18 protein-coding genes are annotated in these 16601 nt (G+C 38.9%); 8 read left to right on the forward strand and 10 right to left on the reverse strand.

Features of this window, described 5'->3' with window-relative positions; all coding sequences use genetic code 11:
• Nucleotides 1-134: 134 nt before the first annotated feature.
• On the reverse strand, nt 135-1139 hold the full coding sequence (locus tag ML543_RS01090) for a sodium-dependent bicarbonate transport family permease (protein ID WP_243385302.1): 1005 nt from the start codon (nt 1137-1139) through the stop codon (nt 135-137).
• 27 nt (nt 1140-1166) lie between these two features.
• Complete coding sequence (locus ML543_RS01095) at nt 1167-1532, reverse strand: Na-translocating system protein MpsC family protein (protein ID WP_243385303.1); 366 nt, start codon at nt 1530-1532, stop codon at nt 1167-1169.
• A gap of 296 nt (nt 1533-1828) precedes the next feature.
• Here ML543_RS01095 and ML543_RS17080 point away from each other — a divergent pair, with 296 nt between their 5' ends.
• From ML543_RS17080 to ML543_RS01110, 4 genes are all read left to right on the forward strand, one after another.
• Nucleotides 1829-2134: a TIGR04104 family putative zinc finger protein gene (locus ML543_RS17080; RefSeq protein ID WP_419095320.1), complete on the forward strand. Its 306-nt coding sequence runs from the start codon at nt 1829-1831 to the stop codon at nt 2132-2134.
• Between the two features lie 70 nt (nt 2135-2204).
• On the forward strand, nt 2205-2342 hold the full coding sequence (locus ML543_RS01100) for a hypothetical protein (protein ID WP_243385305.1): 138 nt from the start codon (nt 2205-2207) through the stop codon (nt 2340-2342).
• 57 nt (nt 2343-2399) lie between these two features.
• Complete coding sequence (locus ML543_RS01105) at nt 2400-4136, forward strand: sensor histidine kinase (protein ID WP_243385306.1); 1737 nt, start codon at nt 2400-2402, stop codon at nt 4134-4136.
• A gap of 15 nt (nt 4137-4151) precedes the next feature.
• A complete protein-coding gene (locus ML543_RS01110; protein WP_243385307.1) occupies nt 4152-4883 on the forward strand; it encodes a LytR/AlgR family response regulator transcription factor in 732 nt (243 codons plus the stop codon).
• A gap of 372 nt (nt 4884-5255) precedes the next feature.
• Here ML543_RS01110 and ML543_RS01115 read toward each other — a convergent pair whose 3' ends face one another.
• Together ML543_RS01115 and ML543_RS01120 are read right to left on the reverse strand one after the other, a co-directional pair.
• Nucleotides 5256-5570 (reverse strand): 4a-hydroxytetrahydrobiopterin dehydratase, encoded by a 315-nt coding sequence (locus ML543_RS01115; protein ID WP_243385308.1) that lies wholly within the window; start codon nt 5568-5570, stop codon nt 5256-5258.
• A gap of 39 nt (nt 5571-5609) precedes the next feature.
• Complete coding sequence (locus ML543_RS01120) at nt 5610-5810, reverse strand: hypothetical protein (RefSeq protein WP_243385310.1); 201 nt, start codon at nt 5808-5810, stop codon at nt 5610-5612.
• Nucleotides 5811-6056: 246 nt separating this feature from the next.
• Between ML543_RS01120 and amyS the strand changes: the two genes are divergently transcribed.
• Complete coding sequence (gene amyS / locus ML543_RS01125; protein ID WP_243385311.1) at nt 6057-7607, forward strand: alpha-amylase; 1551 nt, start codon at nt 6057-6059, stop codon at nt 7605-7607.
• A 146-nt stretch (nt 7608-7753) separates the two neighbouring features.
• Here amyS and ML543_RS01130 read toward each other — a convergent pair whose 3' ends face one another.
• Nucleotides 7754-7966, reverse strand: a complete 213-nt coding sequence (locus ML543_RS01130) for a hypothetical protein (protein ID WP_243385312.1) — start codon at nt 7964-7966, stop codon at nt 7754-7756.
• A gap of 282 nt (nt 7967-8248) precedes the next feature.
• Here ML543_RS01130 and ML543_RS01135 point away from each other — a divergent pair, with 282 nt between their 5' ends.
• The 3 genes from ML543_RS01135 (at nt 8249) to ML543_RS01145 (ending at nt 10092) form a co-directional block, all read left to right on the forward strand.
• Nucleotides 8249-9688, forward strand: a complete 1440-nt coding sequence (locus tag ML543_RS01135) for a carbon starvation CstA family protein (protein ID WP_243385314.1) — start codon at nt 8249-8251, stop codon at nt 9686-9688.
• Entirely contained in the window at nt 9688-9849 is a 162-nt protein-coding gene (locus ML543_RS01140; RefSeq protein WP_243385315.1) for a hypothetical protein, read from the forward strand. Before ML543_RS01135 ends, ML543_RS01140 begins: the two co-directional genes overlap by 1 nt.
• A gap of 96 nt (nt 9850-9945) precedes the next feature.
• Nucleotides 9946-10092 (forward strand): hypothetical protein, encoded by a 147-nt coding sequence (locus ML543_RS01145; RefSeq protein WP_243385317.1) that lies wholly within the window; start codon nt 9946-9948, stop codon nt 10090-10092.
• 234 nt (nt 10093-10326) lie between these two features.
• On the opposite strand, the gene ML543_RS01150 is transcribed toward ML543_RS01145, so the two are convergent.
• From ML543_RS01150 to ML543_RS01170, 5 genes are all read right to left on the reverse strand, one after another.
• Nucleotides 10327-11907, reverse strand: a complete 1581-nt coding sequence (locus ML543_RS01150) for a long-chain-fatty-acid--CoA ligase (protein ID WP_243385318.1) — start codon at nt 11905-11907, stop codon at nt 10327-10329.
• A gap of 55 nt (nt 11908-11962) precedes the next feature.
• Nucleotides 11963-12832: a DUF4349 domain-containing protein gene (locus ML543_RS01155; protein ID WP_243385319.1), complete on the reverse strand. Its 870-nt coding sequence runs from the start codon at nt 12830-12832 to the stop codon at nt 11963-11965.
• Nucleotides 12833-12939: 107 nt separating this feature from the next.
• On the reverse strand, nt 12940-14805 hold the full coding sequence (locus ML543_RS01160; protein WP_243385320.1) for a PTS fructose transporter subunit IIABC: 1866 nt from the start codon (nt 14803-14805) through the stop codon (nt 12940-12942).
• Between the two features lie 11 nt (nt 14806-14816).
• The gene (gene pfkB, locus ML543_RS01165; RefSeq protein ID WP_243385902.1) at nt 14817-15731 is read right to left on the reverse strand and encodes a 1-phosphofructokinase; all 915 of its coding nucleotides are present in this window, start codon (nt 15729-15731) and stop codon (nt 14817-14819) included.
• Nucleotides 15731-16480: a DeoR/GlpR family DNA-binding transcription regulator gene (locus tag ML543_RS01170; protein WP_243385321.1), complete on the reverse strand. Its 750-nt coding sequence runs from the start codon at nt 16478-16480 to the stop codon at nt 15731-15733. Before ML543_RS01170 ends, pfkB begins: the two co-directional genes overlap by 1 nt.
• Nucleotides 16481-16601: the final 121 nt, after the last annotated feature.

Consider the following 16601-nt stretch of genomic DNA (forward strand, 5'->3'; position numbering starts at 1 on the left):
TCACTTCCTCTATGCCCGACTTCAACTTACCTATGTGCGAACCATCCTTCCCTTGTGCGCTGATACTCGATCGGTCTTATAACGCTATAAAAAAAATGCAGAGGAAGAGTGAATCTTCCTCTGCATTTTTCCTGTTATTGAAAGAATTTTGCGATTTCGTAATAAATCGGAATACCGATGATTAAGTTGAATGGAAATGTGACGCCGAGAGATAGGCCTAAGTAAATCGATGGATTGGCTTCGGGTACGGATGTTTTTAACGCAGCAGGTGCAGCAATGTATGATGCACTTCCTGCTAGGACACCCATTAATGTCATTCCACCTAGTGATAGACCTGCGAAGTAGCCAACTGTAACGCCAAGTGTTCCAAATATGAGCGGTGCAATCATTCCGAATGCAATTAGTTTTATTCCATGCTTTTTCACTTCGGAAATTCGTTCGCCGGCTGATAGTCCCATGCCTAATAAGAATAAGATAAGGACGCTACTATATAAGTCCATGAATAATGGTTCGACCGTTGGCACTGCACGCTCACCGAGTACGAGACCGATGATCAAGCTTCCTAATAATAAAAGTACACTTTTTCCAAATAAGCTTTCGCGAATGACTTCCGCATCAAACGGAAGTGCTTTATGAACGATGCCAACATTTCGGTGTGAAAGGTTTAAAACATTTTGTTTATCTTTTAAGACACTTAATAGTAATAAAGAAACGAAAATTGCTGGACTTTCCATAAGAACGACAATGGCATTCATAAAAGTTTCGTAAGATGTGCCTGCTTTCTCAAGAAAGGAAATCGCCGCTCCGTAGGTTACAATACTAATTGATCCGTAGGTTGCTGCTAGACCGATTGCGTTTTTCATATCAAGCTTTAAAAACCGCAGACCGATTAGTGTGAGGATCGGGATAATCATCCCAAGAAATAGAGCACCTAAAATCGGACCGATAACCGTTTCAAGTGAATAGTGTGAAAGCTCTATTCCACCCTTTAATCCAATTGCGATTAGTAAATAAATGCTCAACGTTTCGCTTAAAGCTGCCGGATATTTTAAATCAGACTTAAAAACAGCCGCAAATACCCCTAAGACGAAAAATAAAACGACTGGTGATAATAAGTTTTGCAAAATAATGTCACTCATTGAAACAATCCCCCCGAAAAACGAAAATTAAGAAAAGGTTTTTTCATAGTTATTTTGCAATTTAAATACCATGATCCGCTCTCCTGTACGAGTGCTGATATCGGTGAAGAAACTACTAACCTCTTCACCTGTAATTTCAAAGATGATTTTTTTCAAGTCTTCTACACCCGATTCAACAAGGTTTGATCTCACCTTTTTAATCGAGAGCATGCCTTCTTTCGTTTCGCAAACTAAATATTCTGCAGGCGTTAATATCCCACGTAGGTTGACAATGATCATGTCTCGGAAAATGTCCGTTTTAACTGAAAGCGAACCTCTTCCTAAAAAGTCTTTTTCCCATTGTGTAATGGCTTTGCTAATTTCAGATTCTACAAATCCTTTCGTACGACTCATGTTTTCCCTCCAAAAAAGAATACGGTGTACCCCTTAAACTAGTAATAGCTTAAGAAATACACCGATTTATCTTGTTCCTTCACTTATTATGTACCAATTTTGTTTTTTCATAACACCAATGGTGGCATTGGTGGTATGCTAAAACAAAATTGCATAAGAAGCTAAAAAAATATCTCTCGGATTCACTTTTGTTACTATTAATATAGTACACTTTTGATTTTGTGTCAATTGTTTTACAATTCGATGAAACTGTCTAAGCTTTTCTTTCGTTATTCATAATGAAAGGTGTGATAGAAATGAATCAAACGTGTTGCAGCTGTCATTCTTCGTTTTCCTATAAACAAATAATAGGAAATTTATTCTCTTTTAATCGCCCTCTCGTTTGTACGAATTGTGGAGCAAAACATTATATGACTAAAAAAAGCCGTTCGCATATCAGCTTGGTTCAAGGAATCATCACCGCTTGTTTTTTACTTTTTATAACATTTACAAACATTAAAGCAGTTGTCATAATTCCTACCTACATCCTCTTTTCCTTGCTGTATTTATTCGCTAGTCCAAGATTTGTTCATTATTCGAATGAAGAAGAACCACTATGGTAAATCAATGATTTATGCTTGTCATACTCCCTTTCTGTTAGCACATATAGTGTATGATAGGAGGGGATTTTTCATGATGGATGAACGTACTTTAGCCATTGAACAGACGAGACAATTAGTGAAAAAACGTATTCAGCGCTTTTCTTTCCAACTAGGCTTTGCCCTTTTCATCACAGCCATCCTTTTCATTCTTTCACTTGTTCAAGCTTAATTTTTCTATTCCGCTCATGGTAAAATAAGCATATTAAACATTAGGAGCGACAACATTATGCTTATTTTGCTTTTAACAATGCTTGAGAGGATTGGCATTATTGTTACGGTTGCTTTTATTATGACGCGACTTCGGTTTTTCCGACAAATGATTCAATCAAAACAAATTACGAGAAAGCAGCAATTAATTGCTATTATCTTTTTTGGCGTCTTTGGAATCATTGGAACGTATACAGGAATTTCATTTAATGCGGAAACGCAAGAATTCAATCGTTGGATGTTTGACTTGCATCAGTCAGAGGCAATCGCCAATTCTCGCGTAATCGGTATTATTATGGCTGGCTTGATTGGTGGGTATAAAATTGGAATTGGTGCCGGTTTAATTGCCGGGCTTCATCGCTTCTCACTCGGCGGGTATACTGCTCTTGCATGCGGGATTTCCGCCATTGTTGCAGGAGCGATTGCCGCTTACTTTCACCAAAAAAAACGAGCGATTTCCATTTCTACCGCTCTTTTTGTCGGCGCCTTCGCAGAAGCGGTGCAAATGATGATTATTGTTCTGATTGCCCGTCCCTTTCACTTAGCCGTTTCACTCGTTGAAGAAATTGCCTTGCCGATGATTGTTGCAAACGGTCTTGGGTCGGCACTATTTTTACTTATTATCCAAAGTGTATTAAAGGAAGAAGAGAAAGCTGCGGCGGTCGCTGCGCAGAAATCGCTTACGTTAGCAGAACGAACCGTTCCTTTTTTACGCGCCGGTTTAACTACAAAATCGGCTCAAGAGGTTTGCCGAATTATTTTTCGGGAAGTCGATGCTTCAGCAGTTGCGATGACGAACGAACACGTTATTTTAGCTCACGTTGGAACAGGAGATGATCACCATAAACCGAATTTTCCTATTCAAACTTCAGCGACTCGAAAAGTGATTGAAAATGGACAAATGATGGTCTTGAAAAAACAGGAAATTCAGTGTACGGAACGAAATTGTCCGCTCGGAGCGGTCGTTATTGCTCCACTGAAGCAGCGAGATGTTACAACAGGGACATTAAAATTTTATTTTAAGACTGAAAGTGACATTTCCCATATTACCCTTGAGCTAATCCGTGGACTTAGCGCCCTTTTAAGCCAACAGCTTGAACTTGCAGAAGCCGAATCGGCATGGCAATTAGCAAAGGAAGCGGAGATCAAAGCGCTACAAGCTCAGATTCGACCACATTTTTTATTTAATTCTATTAATATTATTGTGTCTCTTATTCGAACAAACCCTGATCAAGCGAGACAATTACTCATTGACTTGTCAAAATTTTTTAGACAAAATTTATCTAGTACGACGAAAAGCTGGACGACCATCGGTGATGAATTAAAGCATGTCCAATCGTATTTGTCGATTGAACAAGCGCGGTTTGTAGATAAATTAACCGTCCACTTTTCGATTGACGAACGAGCTTTCGAAACATCGATACCGCCTTTAACGTTACAACCACTTGTTGAAAATGCGTTGAAACACGCATTTAAAAATAAAGAAAAAGATTGCTTTCTTTCCATAGATATTAAGCGAGAAGACAATAAAACGATCGTTCGAATCATTGATAATGGAGAGGGGATGGACGAAGAAACATTATCAATAATCGGAGAACAAATTATCCATTCTACTAGCAGTACTGGATTAGGCCTTTATAATGTAAACCGCCGTCTCAAAATGATGCTAGGTGAACAATCGAAACTCATCATAAGTAGCCAGCCTCAACAAGGAACGGAAATTACCTTTACCATATTTCATAACAACTCTCTTTAGAAAGGAGGAACGTCAATGGCATCTTCCATAACGGTTATGGTAGTCGATGATGAACGGTACAGCCGAGAAGAACTAACTCATCTTCTATCAAAATATGAGTTCATTCGCGTCGTTGCCGAAGCAGACTCAGGCGAATCCGCAGTAATAAAGGCAATTGAGCATCAACCCGATTGCCTTTTTTTAGATATCGAAATGCCGAAAATGAACGGGATGGATGTAGCTAAGTCGTTGCAGAACTTAAAGAAATCGCCACTTTTAATTTTTGCAACCGCATATCCTGATTTTGCAGCGGAAGCGTTTCGTTATGAAGCGGTTGATTACATCTTAAAGCCATTTGATGAAAATCAGATCGATGAAACTGTCAAGCGCATTCAAAACCGATTACTTCCTGCTACTCCCCCACTTATAGACCAAACATATGCAAAACTTGCGGTAGAAGGAGATGATCAAATTCATTATTTACATCCGAATGACATCTACTATTTTTACCGAGATGAACGTGTTACGAAGATTGTCTGTAAAGAGAAAGAATATAATGTCAAAACGCCGCTCAAGGAACTCGAACAACGCTTAGCTTCTTATTCTTTTTTTCGCATACATAAAAGTTATGTCGTGAATTTACATTACGTAACGAAATTGATCCCCTGGTTTAACGGTGCTTATCAACTTGTATTACGAGACCGAAATGAACAGCTATCCGTGAGCCGAAATTACGTCAAAGCGCTACGAGAAAAGCTGGAATTATAAAAAGGTGCAAGTGAATTTTTGCACCTTTTTTATTGTTACAGAAAGTTTAAGTTCAATAAAGTGTTAAAGGATTCTCTTTACCGTTTTTTTGGTGTCTAGCGCAATGCGCCATCAGCTCGCGTCGCTTCGGCCCTACTGTGGCGACGGAAGCCTCCTCGCAGGTCCTCCAGCACCCTTTCCTAAGTACTTGCGCTTTGCGCTTTTTCTGTGAAAATAAAAATTACCGATGAGCTGAATGAACAATCATGATAGGTAGATGGTAGAAAGAAAAAACCCCGGGGAGAATAAATTTTCATGTCCGGGGTGTGAGTGTAAAATCATGTATGTTTCTTAACAATGCCAAATCCGTCTCTTCGATGAAAAAAATTTACGTTACACTGGATTCGATTTAGTCTTTGTCACTTCTTCAAATAACGTTTCGTATTGATCAGCTAACTCAAAGTCCAAATCCGTTAATCCATTCTCACTCCACGATGAAAGCTTCAATTTGACAAGTTTATAGTCAATGGAGATAAAAGGATGATGATTGACCTCTTCCGATAAGTTTGCAATTTTTTGAACAAATTCAATACCATCCAAATAATTTTTAAACCGGAACTTTTTTTCTATCCATTTTTCCTCTACGAGTTTCCAGCCCTGTGCTTTATGTAGAAGTTGCTGAATTTCATCAGCCTGCAATTTTCTCATTATTTCTCCTCCCCTTCACAATCGTCTCTTATATTTTATTCAACGGATTCCTTCACCCTTCCTTTCGTCTTTTTCCTTAATTAGCTGGTCGATTTTTTCTTCTAGTTGCTGGATCTTTTTGTTACGTTTGCGGGATGCGAAAATGAATAACACAATCCCAATCGGAATGACAAGTAAACTAATAAACATGAACGTTTGAAAAATGATATCTCCCCAGTTAAAAGCCGACATTTGTATCATCAACCCCTAATCCGAAATAAAAAAACTCTCTACTATTATAACATTTATTGGTAGATGTTTGTTAAATCTTGTCGGCAACATTCAGGGTAAAATTCTCGTTCGTCTATCCCTTTTTTCCTATTAAGAGAAGCTCATAGTAGGAATGAAGGATTATTTTTCGAAAATTAAGAAATTATTTCGTGATTTTTCCAACAATCCATTTTACACTAGTTAATGCAAACGTTTTCATATAAAGGAGATGATGTGATGAAGAGAAAAAAATTTTTAACGCATTGGATAACCACTTTCGTTGCGCTAATCCTCTTTGCTACACCTATTCAAACGTCATTTGTCCAAGCAGCGAGTGCAAACGGTACCATGATGCAATATTTTGAATGGTATTTACCTAATGATGGAAACCATTGGAACCGTCTAAACGCAGACGCAAATCATTTGAAAAACGTAGGTATTACAGCTGTATGGATTCCCCCCGCTTATAAAGGAACATCTCAAAGCGACGTCGGTTATGGTGCTTATGATTTATATGATCTCGGTGAGTTCAATCAAAAAGGGACAGTTCGAACAAAATATGGGACGAAAAACGAATTGAAACAAGCCATTTCGTCCTTAAAACAAAATGGAATTAACGTGTATGGAGATGTCGTCATGAACCATAAAGGTGGTGCAGATTATACTGAGACCGTAACAGCAGTTGAAGTTGACTGGAATAACCGTAATCAGGAAACATCAGGTGAATACACGATTGAAGCTTGGACAGGCTTTAATTTCGCAGGACGAAACAACCAATATTCAGATTTTAAATGGAGATGGTACCATTTTGACGGAACGGATTGGGACGAGTCTCGTAGCTTAAACCGATTATATAAATTTAGAGGAATAGGAAAAGCATGGGATTGGGAAGTATCATCTGAAAACGGCAACTACGATTATTTAATGTTTGCCGATGTGGACTTCGATCACCCAGAAGTACAGCAAGAAATGAAAAATTGGGGTACATGGTATGCAAATGAATTGAACTTAGATGGTTTTCGGTTAGATGCCGTCAAACATATTAAGTTTTCCTACTTACAAGACTGGCTAACAACGATTCGTCAAAATACCGGAAAAGAGATGTTTACCGTTGCAGAATATTGGAAGAACGATTTAGGTGAAATTCAAAATTACTTAGCGAAAACAGGCTATACCCATTCTGCTTTTGATGTCCCTTTACATTACAACTTCCATGAAGCGTCCAATAGTGGAGGTTACTATGATATGCGCAATATTTTAAATGGAACATTGGTTCAGTCTAACCCTGTGAAAGCCGTAACGTTTGTTGACAATCACGATTCACAACCTGGTCAATCATTAGAATCATTCGTTCAATCATGGTTTAAGCCGCTTGCTTATGCTTTTATCTTAACGAGAGAAGAAGGATATCCTAGTTTGTTTTATGGAGATTATTATGGAACAAATGGAGGCACAGCAAATGAAATCCCAGCGTTAAGAGATGAACTGGATCCGTTATTGCAAGCGAGAAAAGATTACGCTTATGGTACGCAGCATGATTATATTGACCATTGGGATATTATTGGCTGGACGCGCGAAGGTGATGGTTCTCATCCAAACTCTGGTCTGGCAACTTTGATAACAGATGGACCTGGCGGCTATAAGTGGATGTATGTAGGGAAACAAAACGCAGGTGAAACATGGATTGATATAACAGGAAATAGTTCGCACCAAGTAACGATTAATAATGATGGCTGGGGACAGTTTTATGTAAACGGTGGGTCCGTATCCGTATATATTCAGCAATAAAAATAAATTGAAGAAAGTGGAGAAAAAGCAATGAGTTCCTCTCCACTTCCTTCTGTTAAAGATAGGTGGCGGCAAAGTGTCATCCATCGAATTTGATGGTTGAGCTTATAGGACAGCCTTAAAGTCATATTTTTAATAGACTGTGACTACAACCCAATATTCAACTCTTTTCCGATTCCACTCCAGCCATCTTGAAACCCTTCGATAAATCCTTCCAAAAAGTTAGGAGCTATGTATATAACCGTTACAGCAAGTAACCCAAATCCGATTCCTTTAATCCTTTTATTTGAATGCCAGTTCCCTGAAATAATAAACGAGATGGCAAACATAAATAGTGAGAAACCGATGACTTCGTTCATTTTCTCGTTCACTCCTGTTAATAATAGATGTTTTATTTGTATAGTTAAATTTTTCAGACAAATAAGTAATTTCTTGATATTAAAGCCATTTAAAACCTTATATTCCTTATTCTAACATATTTTTATATTTTTTGTCACGGACTAGTCTTTAGCACGTTAGGTTTCATTTCACACATGTTAGTCTCGTATTGAGACATGTTACGCATAAATTCACAAAATTTTCATTTTTGTTGCTAATATGTATGTAAACGCATACATTCTTGACGTGAGGAGGATATTCAAATGTTCACGTTTATAGCTGGAGTTATCTTATTAATTGTAGGGTATTTTACGTATGGGAAATTTGTTGAAAAAGTTTTCGGTGTTAATGAAACGAGACAAACACCTGCCTATTCCCATCAAGATAATGTCGATTATCTCCCAATGGGCACAAAGCGAAACTCATTAATTCAGTTGCTAAACATTGCGGGAGTTGGACCGATTTTCGGACCCATTTTAGGTGCCCTTTACGGCCCTGTTGCCTTCTTATGGATTGTGTTTGGTTGTATTTTTGCTGGAGCCGTTCATGATTATTTAACTGGAATGATTTCCATCCGAAATCATGGTGCTCACTTGCCAGAGTTAGCCGGTAAATTTTTAGGAAAAGTAATGAAACATGTGGTCAATGCCTTTTCCATTTTACTTCTTTTGTTAGTTGGAACCGTGTTTGTGACCGCACCTGCTGGATTAATTTCCAACTTAACGAACGGTGGTTCATTAGCTCTAATTATCGGGTTTATTTTCATTTACTATATCATGGCGACATTGCTTCCAATCGATAAGGTCATCGGCCGTTTTTACCCAATTTTTGGGGCACTATTACTTATTAGTGCAATTGGTGTTGGTGGATCATTAATTATTCAAGGGGCGCCAATTCCAGAGTTATCGTTCACGAATTTGCATCCAGATAACGCACCGATCTTTCCTTTATTATTCTTAACTATTTCATGTGGGGCTTTATCTGGATTCCACGCTACGCAAACACCGATTATTTCACGTACAACACAAAATGAAAAGCACGGTCGTAAAATTTTCTACGGCATGATGATTGCTGAAGGTATTATTGCGATGATTTGGGCTGCGGCAGCAATGAGTTTATTTAATGGTTCTGAAGGGTTAAACGAAATTTTAGCTAACGGTGGACCTGCTGCAGTCGTAAGTGAAGTAGCTACTCTCATGTTAGGAGCAATTGGTGGAACACTAGCGGTCATTGGTGTTATCATTCTTCCAATCACTTCAGGTGATACAGCTTTCCGTTCAGCTCGTATGATCATTGCAGACTATTTAAATATTTCACAAAAGAAAATCGCAAGTCGTTTATGGATTGCACTACCGTTATTTGCAGCTTCTTACGTTTTAACAACAATTGATTTCACCCTATTATGGCGTTACTTCTCATGGGCGAACCAATCAACAGCCGTTATTGCTTTATGGGTTGGAGCCATGTATTTATTCTTAGCGAAAAAGAACTACTGGATTGCTCTTGTTCCAGGGACGTTCATGACGATGGCGACATTTACGTACATTCTAAATGCACAAATCGGTTTTGGGTTGCCGCTACAAGTTTCTTATGTCGTTGCGACAGTAATGACAATAGCTGTTCTCGTCTTATTCTTTACAGGTGCGAAAAAAGCACAAAAATCAGATTTACAGCTTGATGACGAAGTGGCAGGCGTTGCCTAATGGGCTGCTGCAATCCGAATTACCGTAAAGTTGTCGAAGAGAAAGAGAAAAAATTAAACGAACAGTATGCTGAAAAAGAAATTTCACCATGGATAAAAGGAATTAGCATTCTAACTTCAATCACGCTTATTGTTATGGCTCTTTACATGAGTTTTACGTAAAAACATCGTGCCGTTTGAGACACTTCTCAAACGGCATTTTTTTAGCTTATGAATGTCCATTGAATTATTGTGCCAAACTAAGTATGAGGTGATAATATGTATGATGCATTCCATTTAGCTCAACTATCGAGTGAACAACATGACCGCATCGATCAACTTGAGAAAGAATTAGATGTTGTATTAATTGCATGGGAGCCCACTCATCATAAGCATCTTGATAACTTCAAAAACGACGAGCATTAAACTTACAATCAAGAAATAAGAAAAGCTCAAAGCACAAGTCCTTAGGCGAAGGGCGCTGGAGGACCTGCGAGGAGGCCTCCGTCGCCACAGCAGGGCCGAAGCGACTCGAGCTGATGACGCTTGGAGCTAGACACCCAAAAACACTGTAAAGAGAATACTTTAACACTTTATTGAACTTTCTGTAACAAATACAAAAAAGGAGAAAGCCGTACAACGACTTTCTTCCTCCCTCAATTAATTAACTAACCGCTCTTTTCCTTCCCAATATTGCTTGCGTAAACGGACCTTTTGGATTTTTCCAGAGGCCGTCTTCGGCAATTCTTTCACAAATTCAACGGAGGTTGGAGCTTTGAAGTGAGCTAAATGTTCTCTTGCAAATTGAATGATATCCTCTTGTGCAATATTTTTTGCGCCGTGTTTTAACACGACAAACGCATGAGGTGTTTCCCCCCATTTTTCATGCGGAATAGCAATGACCGCCGCTTCTTGAATATGTGGGTGTTCATACAAAGCCCCTTCGACTTCAATGGACGAAATATTTTCACCCCCGCTAATGATAATATCTTTTTTACGATCTACAATGTCAATATGACCAAACTCATCGACTGTTGCCATGTCTCCCGTATGTAACCATCCATTTCGAATCGTTTTTTCAGTAGCCTCTTCATTTTTCCAGTACCCCTTCATGACACCGTTCGACCTCGTCACGACTTCACCAATTTGCTTCCCGTTCCAAGCTACTTCTTCTCCGTATTCATCTACGACCTTTACTTCACATCCAATCATGCTATATCCGGCTTTCGCTTTTATACGATAATGATTTCCGACAGCATCTTGAATATGAGAACGAACGGTTGAAATGAGGCTTAACGGTGAAGATTCAGTCATGCCATATACTTGAATAAAGGTCCAGTTTAGGTCCTCTTCTACCCTTTTTACAAATGCTTGAGGCGGTGCAGAACCAGCAATGACAACTCTCACGCCTTCTTTAATAGATTTCTTTTCTCGATCGACATATTGCAATAAAGAATTTAAAACGGTAGGAGCCATATGCATGACTGTGACCTGATATTTGTCAATTAGGTTAAAAATTTGGGCTGGATCGACTTTTCGTAAGCAGATTTGCGTTGCCCCATTCGCTGTATAATAAAATGGTGCTCCCCATCCGTTCACATGAAACATCGGCAATACATGCAAATAAACATCCTCTTCTTCAACTCGTAAATGGTGCATGGTTGATAGTGCATGTAAGTAATTATTGCGATGTGAAAGCATGACTCCTTTAGGCTTTCCAGTTGTTCCACTCGTATATAACAGGCTACAAATGTCGTCTTCATTCATTGGTGGACGTTCAAACAAACCGTTTGGTTGTCGATTGATCCACTCATCATATGATAGACAGCCATCCTTTACTCCATTTTGAACAATAATGGTTTGGACCGTCAAGAGGTTGTCTCTTATCGGTTCAATTTGAGCGTACAATTCTTCATCCACAAGTAATACTTTCGTTTCGCTATGATTTAAAATGTACAAATAGTCATCTGGCGTCAGTCGAATATTGAGTGGAACCATGACGGCACCAAGCTGAAATACCCCATAAAAACCTTCTAACATTTCGAGCGTGTTCGGTGCTAAATACGCAACCTTGTCCCCTTTTCGTACACCGAGTTCGAATAAACCGTGTGAGAGTCGTTGAACCCTTGAGTATAGCTCATCATACGTTACTTGTTTCTCTTCATCGATCACCGCAATTTTATTCCCATATAGACGAGCAGCACGATCTAAAAAATGTGTGACAAGTAAAGGTACATTCATTCCCCATCCCTCCAACTGAATAATTTGAATATTCAGTTATTATTGTACCATATGTTTATTCTTTCTTTCGAGAGCTAACAAAGCGCTTTCCGATGAAAAATAGAACGGAACCTAGTATGAAAAGAAAAATCCAAAGCGGCAAGTTTCCAATAACAAATACCGTTAACGCACTAAAAAAGGCAATGATGTCCGTCGCACTTTTCGCCCATTGGTGTTTAATTTCTTCTAGTATGTTTTTCGATTTTGAAGATACTTCAGGTGTCTTCTTTTCTTGCAAATATAAATGCACTGTTGCGTAGTCCGTTTGATTCTCTAAGTATTGAATTCTTCCTTGAAGCTGCTCGATTTCTTCTTGAATGTTTCCTAACTCCTTCGATATTTGAATGACATCTTCCATCTTCTCTGCTTCGTTTAACAATTGTAGGAAACGATCCGCTACTTGTTGTTTTGCTTTTAATCTTGATTGAAGATCGACATATTCATCCGTTACATCCGTGCCAGAAACTTGTTCTGACGTAATCGTTTTGACGTGATTTTTGATGATTGTTAAAAAGGATTCAAATTCTGCTTGAGGGATACGAAAAGATAAGTGTGTTTCCTTCGTCTCCTCGTATTCCGATACGCTCGATTCAATCATGTAACCATTCTTCATTTCTGCTTCACGTTTCAGCGTTTCCATCGTATCTTCCGTATTTTGAATTACGGCATTCAAATGTGCGGTATACTTCACTTTTCGTTCCGTCGACGTGGAAATATCCATATCTTCCTTCGCTTCTTGTTCTAACGTTTCAACCTCCGCCAATTCTCCTTTTTCCATACTCGTACGATCCATGTCTTCTGTTACATAATTCATTGAGTCTGATCCGTTACTGCATGCTGTCAGAAGGAATAATAGACAAAGTGATATAAATAGTGCATTTCTCAACGTTTCATCACTCCCTTTTTGTGCTTCTAGTAAATATGACGAATGAATGTTACAAATGTTACAAAAAAAGGAGTCTTGACATATCATCAAGACTCCAAAAATTTACTTTATTGTTGTACAGGTTTTTTTAAGATTCCTAGTAAGATAGCTGTTACAAATGAACCTACTAAAATGGCAAACGCATATAACCATGGGTTCCCATCAACAAAAGAGATAACGAATGCTCCGCCGTGAGGTGCACGGAGACCGATTTCAAACAACATACTTAATGCTCCAGCAGTTGCCGAACCAATAATTAATGAAGGAATCACACGTATTGGATCCGCAGCGGCAAACGGAATAGCGCCTTCTGTGATAAACGATGCACCTAAGAAAATATTTGTAATACCTGCTTCCTTTTCACGTTCGTTGAACTTCTTTCGGAACATAAATGTGGCTAGTGCAATACCTAAAGGAGGGACCATTCCCCCTGCCATGACAGCCGCATGTGGAAGATAGTTGCCTGCTTCAATCATCGCAATTCCAAATGTGAATGCCGCTTTATTCACTGGACCGCCCATATCAAACGCCATCATTCCGCCGAGTATTAATCCGAGTAAAACTAAGTTTCCAGTTCCTAAACCATTTAACCAATCTTTTAACGCCTCATTTATTGCAGCAACAGGATCTATAATAATGTAGAACATAATTAGACCTGTAATCCCAATCCCGAATACTGGATATAAAAGCACTGGTTTAATTCCTTCTAATTGATTAGGTAAGCCTTGAAAGAATTTCTTTAATCCGACTACAATGTATCCAGCTAAAAATCCAGCAATGAGTCCACCTAAAAACCCAGCTTGACCTTGAGCAGCCATAAACCCAGCCACCATTCCTGGCGCTAGTCCTGGACGGTCGGCAATACTCATCGCGATAAATCCTGCTAACACTGGTATCATTAATCCAAAAGCACTACCTCCACCAATCGTCATTAGGGCTTCAGCAAATTCATTATAGGTTGGGTCTTCTGGATCAAAAGCTTTAATACCAAACATAAAAGAGATGGCAATTAAAATACCGCCCCCAACAACGAACGGAAGCATATTGGACACACCGTTCATTAAATGTTTGTAAATTCCGGAACGCTGTCTTTTCTCTGATTCTTCTGAATTTCCTTTAGACGACTCGTGGTGATAAATTGTAGCATCTTGTTTGAGAGCCCTTTCAATTAATTCTTTAGGCTTCCGAATACCATCAGCAACAGGTACTTCGATTACAGGCTTACCATTAAAGCGTGCCATATCAACTTGTTTATCTGCCGCAATAATAATGGCTTTTGCTTTCGCGATATCGTCTTTTGTTAAAACGTTTTTCGCACCACCTGAACCATTGGTTTCGACTTTTAAGTTTACGCCCATTTCTTTTGCTTTTTCTTTTAATGAGTCCGCCGCCATGTACGTATGGGCAATTCCAGTTGGGCAGGCCGTTACCGCTAAAATGTAGTCTTCCGATGACTGAACATGAGTCTCATCTTTTTCTACTTCGTCGTGCTGATCAATAATTGCCAAAACCTCGTCTTTTGTTTTCGCTTGTAAGAGCGCATGGCGTACTTCCTCTCGCATTAACATAGAGGAAAGGCGGGCCAATGCTTGTAAATGAGTGTCATTTGCCCCTTCAGGCGCTGCAATCATAAAAAATAAATGAGCCGGTTGACCATCTAATGATTCGTAATCGACTCCATTTTGCGAACGCCCAAAGGCGATGGCCGCTTCTTTAACCGCTTTCGTTTTTGCGTGAGGAATGGCAATGCCTTCTCCTACTCCTGTCGTACTTTTGGCTTCACGAGCTAAAATCGCTTCTTTAAACTGTTCTCGATCATTCAGTTTTCCTGCATGATCTAAAGTTTTCACAAGTTCCTCGATAACACCTTTCTTCTCTTTTGAAGAAAGGTGCAACTGAATTGTACTGGACGTTAATAGTTTCGTTATTCTCAAAATGATTCCCCTCATTTCCATTTCGTAATGTGTACGTGAGACTTCAGTTCATTAACTTCTTTTTCTTCACATAAATCGTGTGAAAACGCGGTCGCACTTCCTGAAGCAATCCCAACTTGAAATGCTTTTTCAAACGAGTTTGTCGCAATATACTCCGCTAAAAACCCTCCAACGAGCGAATCCCCTGCTCCGACGGAATTTTGCACCTTTCCTTTCGGTACATTCCCAATGAATACATCACTTTCATTAACGAAAATGGCACCGTTTCCTGCCATTGAGACAATAACATTTTGCGCTCCCATTTCTACTAATTTTTCTGCGTAAAAGACAACCTCTTGTTTCGATTGAATTTTCACATCGAACCATTCGCCAAGTTCGTGATGGTTTGGCTTAAGGAGAAATGGGCGATATTTTAGGAGTGAATGAATGTAATCTCCAGAAACGTCAACGACTGTCGGGATGCTTTTCTTTTTACTAATCGAAACAACCTCTTCGTAAAATGTCGCCGGTAAACTTTTTGGAATACTCCCCGCTAGTACAAGCCAATCGTCACTCGTAAGTGATTCAATCGTTTGGATCAATTCTTTCTGTTCTTTCAGTGTAATCATTGGACCCGCTGCATTGATTTCCGTTTCTAAATCCGTCTTTAATTTAATATTAATTCGCGTAGGCGCTTGAATTTTTGTAAATTGCGCCTCAATTCCTTCTCGTCGGATGGATTCTTCAATGTATTGTCCTGGCCATCCCCCAATAAAGCCGAGTGCACAATTATGCACACCGAGCCGTTTTAACACACGTGATACGTTAATCCCTTTTCCACCTGGATACATTGCACTATCATCCATTCGATTCAGTGCTCCTGTTTCAAATGAGTTAAGATTGACAATGTAATCAATAGAAGGATTGAGGGTTAAAGTGTAAATCATCATTCCACAACCTTTATGTTTGTTAATGCATTAAATTGTTTTAAGTCCTCTTTTGCATCATCTGTAATAATTGTTACTTCTTCTAAATTTGCAATTTTTGCAAAGGAGATTTCATGAAACTTCGTGTGATCGACGAGCAGAAACGTTTCTCGGGACAGTTGGAGTGCTTGACGTTTCATTGCTGCTTCATCAGGGTCAGGCGTTGTAATTCCTAAATCTGGATGAACACCATTTGCCCCGAGAAAACATTTATCAAATCGATATTGCTTGATGGAATCAATCGCTCCGCTTCCAATTAATGCACCTGTTCTCGGCTTAACATAGCCTCCAACTAAATACGTTTTAATCCCCTTTTTTAATAACGGCTCAATATGACCTAAGCCATTTGTAACAACGACGATATCGTAATCAGTGTTAAGAAAGTCAATCATTTGAAGGGTAGTCGACCCTGCATCTAAATAAATGCAGTCACCATCCTCTACAAGAGAAGCCGCTTTTTTCGCAATCACTTTCTTTGCTTGCAAATTTTTCGTTGATTTTTCCTTCATGTCAGGTTCAATTAATTTTCCTGTCACGCGGGTTGCTCCACCGTGTACACGTTTCACATAATTATTTTTTTCTAAATACGTTAAATCACGTCGAATCGTTGATTCAGAAGCATTCGTTGCTTCTACCATTTCATGAAGCTTCACGATTTCTTTTTCTTTTAACAACTGTAAAATAATGTGATGTCTTTCTTCGGTTAACACGAATTTTCCCTCACTTTGAAAACGCCTTCTGTTGACGTTTGATTTTATTATACGAACTCAAACAATCAAATTCAATCATTTTTGTTCATTTTCAACCAAAATCAATCATAATCATTCAATG

This window comes from Bacillus kexueae (genome assembly GCF_022809095.1).
Classification (GTDB): Bacteria; Bacillota; Bacilli; order Bacillales; family Aeribacillaceae; genus Bacillus_BZ; species Bacillus_BZ kexueae.

What these genes read in the sequence shown, in the direction of transcription:
- ML543_RS17080 (WP_419095320.1), top strand. Translation starts at nt 1,829, where the DNA reads ATGAATCAAACGTGTTGCAGCTGTCATTCTTCGTTTTCCTATAAACAA.
- ML543_RS01090 (WP_243385302.1), bottom strand. Translation starts at nt 1,139, where the DNA reads ATGAGTGACATTATTTTGCAAAACTTATTATCACCAGTCGTTTTATTT.
- ML543_RS01135 (WP_243385314.1), top strand. Translation starts at nt 8,249, where the DNA reads ATGTTCACGTTTATAGCTGGAGTTATCTTATTAATTGTAGGGTATTTT.
- ML543_RS01150 (WP_243385318.1), bottom strand. Translation starts at nt 11,907, where the DNA reads ATGAATGTACCTTTACTTGTCACACATTTTTTAGATCGTGCTGCTCGT.
- ML543_RS01130 (WP_243385312.1), bottom strand. Translation starts at nt 7,966, where the DNA reads ATGAACGAAGTCATCGGTTTCTCACTATTTATGTTTGCCATCTCGTTT.
- ML543_RS01115 (WP_243385308.1), bottom strand. Translation starts at nt 5,570, where the DNA reads ATGAGAAAATTGCAGGCTGATGAAATTCAGCAACTTCTACATAAAGCA.
- ML543_RS01110 (WP_243385307.1), top strand. Translation starts at nt 4,152, where the DNA reads ATGGCATCTTCCATAACGGTTATGGTAGTCGATGATGAACGGTACAGC.
- pfkB (WP_243385902.1), bottom strand. Translation starts at nt 15,731, where the DNA reads ATGATTTACACTTTAACCCTCAATCCTTCTATTGATTACATTGTCAAT.
- ML543_RS01095 (WP_243385303.1), bottom strand. Translation starts at nt 1,532, where the DNA reads ATGAGTCGTACGAAAGGATTTGTAGAATCTGAAATTAGCAAAGCCATT.
- ML543_RS01120 (WP_243385310.1), bottom strand. Translation starts at nt 5,810, where the DNA reads ATGATACAAATGTCGGCTTTTAACTGGGGAGATATCATTTTTCAAACG.
- ML543_RS01140 (WP_243385315.1), top strand. Translation starts at nt 9,688, where the DNA reads ATGGGCTGCTGCAATCCGAATTACCGTAAAGTTGTCGAAGAGAAAGAG.
- ML543_RS01145 (WP_243385317.1), top strand. Translation starts at nt 9,946, where the DNA reads ATGTATGATGCATTCCATTTAGCTCAACTATCGAGTGAACAACATGAC.
- ML543_RS01100 (WP_243385305.1), top strand. Translation starts at nt 2,205, where the DNA reads ATGATGGATGAACGTACTTTAGCCATTGAACAGACGAGACAATTAGTG.
- amyS (WP_243385311.1), top strand. Translation starts at nt 6,057, where the DNA reads ATGAAGAGAAAAAAATTTTTAACGCATTGGATAACCACTTTCGTTGCG.
- ML543_RS01105 (WP_243385306.1), top strand. Translation starts at nt 2,400, where the DNA reads ATGCTTATTTTGCTTTTAACAATGCTTGAGAGGATTGGCATTATTGTT.